The 2,989-nt window shown below is 33.2% G+C and carries 3 protein-coding genes; all 3 read right to left on the bottom strand.

The genetic code is table 11. From position 1 onward, the window contains the following. Window positions 1-161: 161 nt before the first annotated feature. The 3 genes from P9Q65_RS13185 to P9Q65_RS13175 all read right to left on the bottom strand — a co-directional run bounded on the left by P9Q65_RS13185 (window position 162) and on the right by P9Q65_RS13175 (window position 2,702). Entirely contained in the window at window positions 162-1,034 is an 873-nt protein-coding gene (locus P9Q65_RS13185) for an NAD(P)-dependent alcohol dehydrogenase (RefSeq protein WP_304509982.1), read from the bottom strand. A gap of 174 nt (window positions 1,035-1,208) precedes the next feature. Further along, window positions 1,209-1,901: a DUF6624 domain-containing protein gene (locus P9Q65_RS13180; protein WP_304509981.1), complete on the bottom strand. Its 693-nt coding sequence runs from the start codon at window positions 1,899-1,901 to the stop codon at window positions 1,209-1,211. Window positions 1,902-2,129: 228 nt separating this feature from the next. Continuing rightward, a complete protein-coding gene (locus P9Q65_RS13175) occupies window positions 2,130-2,702 on the bottom strand; it encodes a sigma-70 family RNA polymerase sigma factor (RefSeq protein WP_304509980.1) in 573 nt (190 codons plus the stop codon). Window positions 2,703-2,989: the final 287 nt, after the last annotated feature.

The following is a 2,989-nucleotide window of genomic DNA, read 5'->3' as shown; positions in this document are numbered from 1 at the left end:
TAGCATTAATAGCGGTTGAGAATAAACTTATTAAACAGGCTTTCTCTATTGCAAAATCAGGTATTCCTTATGATGAAAATTATGTATTAAAATTAGCTTGATAAAATTTGGATTTTACCACAGTTCATTGTTGTGCATTCGTTATTCTTATTATTTGAGTATTATACAGTAATAACCACATTCCCTTTTTTGTGCCCTTTGTCAACATACCTATGAGCCTCTACTATTTGTTCTATAGGGTAGCGTTTGTCTATTACAGATCTTAGCTTTCCTGCCTCGCAGAGATCTTTGAGAAAGGTCAGGTCTTCAATCTTTAACTTAAAGTTGCTTGACAAAGCAAGAACGTTAAGATAGATTCCTGACTCCGTCAGAGATTTTTTGCGTTTTGAAGATACAATCTTACCTACTGCATCAAAAATAACATCATAAACATCAGTACTTTGGGTGAAATCTTTTTGCGTATAATCAATAAGCTTATCAGCTCCCAGAGATTTCACCATTTCCAAATTCGCAGTACTACAAACTCCTGTAACCTCTGCCCCAAGGTGCTTGGCAAGCTGTATTGCAAAAGTACCAACACTACCAGAAGCCCCATAGATTAATACCTTTTGACCCTTTTTAATATTTGCTTTTCTGAGGTTAAGCAAGGCAGTTAAACCCCCATTAGAAAGTGGAGCCGCTTCCTCGTAACTCATATTAGTTGGTATTGTTGTCAGAATTCCATTTTCTGGCATACAGCAGTATTCAGCATAGGCACCAAAATCAAATTCAGTAGATCCAAAAACAGAATCCCCTTTATTAAACATTTTGACATCTTTACCTACTGCTTCAATTTTTCCAGCCAATTCCATTCCAAGTATTTTTTTTCTTGGCCCCCTGAAACCCATCATTATTCGCATTATTGGCTTGAAAAAGAAATCCTTGACACGACCTAAACCAGGCTCTAATCGTCGCACTTTAGTATCTCCTATATGTACAGTTGTAGCGTGCACTTTTATCAGTACTTCATTATCTTTTGGCAAAGGTTTTTCCACTTCTTTAAACTGAAGAACCTCTGGTGGTCCTTATTTGGTGCAAACAACGACTTTCATTTTTTATATTTTTAAAATATTTTATTCACAGGCCAATCAAATGACGCACAACGTTTAGTATATGGAGTGTAGCATCCCCTAAGGTGCTATAATTTCATATACACTGTTGGCATTTTGTTATTTCATTTTGTTTTTCCTTTCGGTCTCAAACTCTTCTGTTCTTTTTATCTGCTCTTCAAGATTCCATTCAAAATCAAATCTATCTTTTAGATGCTCCGCTATTGGACCCAAACCTATTTCTGCTCTTCTTTTATCAATATTTACAGGGTCATATACAGGCCATACGTTAAAGCTTTTAGTTTCAGGATAGTATTTCATTTGCCCACCATAGATCTGTAACTCCCCTTTGTCGGTGGCTATTCTATCTTCGGCTCGGACCAGATACCTTGGCTCTAATTTCTTGTCAAGTACAGCCTGTCGCATCATTGGTATATAATGCTCTCGGGTTACTTGATCAGCATGTTGTAGAACATTGCATATAGTTCGGTTTCCTTGATCTCCAATCACTGTCCATTCAGGCCAGCCATGGTTGTTCAGAATGGCCTTAATTTTCTTGATATTGATGGTGTGGTTTCCTCTGTATATCTTCTGGTATACTTCTGCTTCCTTTGAATCTACACCATATACTTCCATCAGCGAATCTCTTTTTCTGATGGGTACTTGTTCGGCAGTCCAAATAGTGTCAAGAACCTGAATCAAATATTGACCATCAGCATATTGATCTTTTGTTTGCTGGGTTTTCTTTTTTTTCTGACCTTGTGAACAAGATGTTATGATGACCAATACAATGGCCAATGTTTTAATTTTCATAGATGTTTATTAATTATATATGCTCTCAACAATATCTTCGATTTGCTCCAAAAACACTTTTAGAAGCTAGTCTGCATGTTGTTCCTTTTGATAAATCCGTTGTGTAATTTCTATTTGTTTTCCAAATTGAGTTTTTAGAAGTTTTTTTTGTTTCCATTTTTACGAGTTTTTAAATTAATAATCACAATCAAGACTAAATAGAAACAAAAAAGATGCAAAATTTACTATTTATTTTTTTAAATGACTCCGCAACGGTTCGCAACTTTGTTTAATTTCTATAGAAAGAAGATTTCCTTTTTCATCTAATTCTAAGTTACTGCACTCAATAATTTTTTCTTTTAATAGTTTTCTTGCTCTTTGAATTCTACTTTTTGTAGCGGTTAAACTCAAATTGATTTTTTTTGAAACTTCAGCTTGTTTTATGTTCTCGATATCCGATAATTGGAGTGGAACAGCATACTTCTCAGGCAAGAGTTCGATAAGAGGTTTTATTAATTCTTCTGCTTCCTTATATGAATTATTTTCATCTTTTTCAAAAATTTCAGGAATCTCATTCGTGAATTTATTTTCTTTCTTTAAGTAATCAATAGTAGTGTTATGGGCAATTTGAAACATCCACGATCTCACATTCTTTATTTCATTATTAGAACAACAAGAATTATAAATTTTCATCAACACTTCATGAGATAAGTCATTAGCTATATCTTTGTCTTTGACTCTTTTTAGAATGTAAAATTGCAATCCATTTTTATAATCGGACCATAAAGATGAAACGTCTGTAAATTTATTAATTTTTGTCATATTAGATTCAAGGTTGTAACAATACGAAGATAATATTTTTTTAACATTTTAATTTTATAATGTGGATTCATTTAGGTACCCCCTTTCTATTTCTTTGATTTAAATCAATGAATTTGATCCATCATCCTCAATTTTTCAAAATGTATGCCAACGGTCTTGTATATAAAAAATAGCCAATTAAGCGCAAGCTTTAATGACTTGCGCTTAATTGGCTATTTTTTATATACTTCTTAAGTTTACAATCTCTTATATTTAATAAATAACTAGAAAGAACAAAAGAGAGGAAT

It is taken from the genome of Anaerotignum sp. (assembly GCF_030625865.1).
Lineage (GTDB): Bacteria > Bacillota > Clostridia > Lachnospirales > Anaerotignaceae > Chakrabartyella.
The sequence above is the reverse complement of the archived record's forward strand: the minus strand, read 5'-3'. Positions and strand labels throughout refer to the sequence as shown.

Coding starts and splice junctions, on each gene's coding strand:
- P9Q65_RS13175 (WP_304509980.1), bottom strand. CDS start 2,702: ATGACAAAAATTAATAAATTTACAGACGTTTCATCTTTATGGTCCGAT.
- P9Q65_RS13180 (WP_304509981.1), bottom strand. CDS start 1,901: ATGAAAATTAAAACATTGGCCATTGTATTGGTCATCATAACATCTTGT.